We start from the raw sequence: 908 nt of genomic DNA on the forward strand, positions 1-908 counted from the left end.
CGCCGCGCCGGCGACCCGCCCGTCCGGATCCGCGCCGGCGGCGCCCGCCCCGGCATCGGCGCCGGCCGAGGAGGCGCCGATGCCGCCGCGCCTGGCCGAGCCGCCCTGGTCGGCGCGCCTGCTGCTGGGCATGGGGGCGATCCTGGTCCTGCTGGCCGGCGGCGCGGTGCTGTACCAGGCAAGGCGGCGGGAAGCGGTGGTGGTGGAGGATGCGCCGGACTTCGCCCGCGCCCTGGACCACTGGGCGCATGCGGCCTTCCTCGCCAGGCCTTCGCCGCGGGCGATGAAGCGCTTCCTCAACCGGCTGCGCTTCGTCGCGGCGGTGCCGGAGAGCGGCGCGGCGCGGCTGGACGGCGCGACCGTGGTCGGGCTCGGCGTGCTGGCGCATGCCGACCGCGCGGCGCTGGAACGCTATGCCGCCGGCGGGTCGCTGGCGCCCGGCGCGGCGCCCGAGGTGCGGGACGCGATCGAGGCCGCGCGCTGGTCGCAGCAGGAAGCCGGCATGCCGGAATTCGCGCCGACGCGGGAGCAGGCGCGGGCCTTCCTGGCGCTCTGGTCCGGCGTGACGGTGCGGGCCTGAGGCCGGGCGTCGGGTGTGCCAGAGCAGGCGATGGCGCAGAGGCCGGCGCCGCTGGACGAGCCGCAGGCCGGCGGCGGCCGGTCGGCATCGTCAGGGCGAGGCGTGGGCGCCGCGATGCGCCGATCCACGCCGAGACCCCGGGGCGGATGCGGCTCGCGGGAGCCCATCGCCAGGCGAGCCGGCAGTCACGCGGGACCGCCGGCCGGGACGGGCGGGCGTGGTCAACGGATCAGGCCGGCCGCTGCGGGCCACCGGTTGCCGGCCCCTGCCGCGCGGCGCGGCGCCACGCCGCGATCCGCGGCCAGGGCGGCGCGCCGCCCGGGCCGCC

1 protein-coding gene is annotated in these 908 nt (G+C 80.3%); it reads left to right on the forward strand.

Translation table 11 applies throughout. The features are described 5' to 3' along the window. The first annotated feature begins 79 nt into the window (after positions 1–79). Complete coding sequence (locus tag E2C05_RS32135; protein ID WP_133223639.1) at positions 80–580, forward strand: hypothetical protein; 501 nt, start codon at positions 80–82, stop codon at positions 578–580. The last annotated feature ends 328 nt before the right edge of the window (positions 581–908 follow it).

The sequence above is a fragment of the Paracraurococcus ruber genome (genome assembly GCF_004353985.1).
Lineage (GTDB): Bacteria > Pseudomonadota > Alphaproteobacteria > Acetobacterales > Acetobacteraceae > Paracraurococcus > Paracraurococcus ruber.

What these genes read in the sequence shown, in the direction of transcription:
- E2C05_RS32135 (WP_133223639.1), top strand. Translation starts at nt 80, where the DNA reads ATGCCGCCGCGCCTGGCCGAGCCGCCCTGGTCGGCGCGCCTGCTGCTG.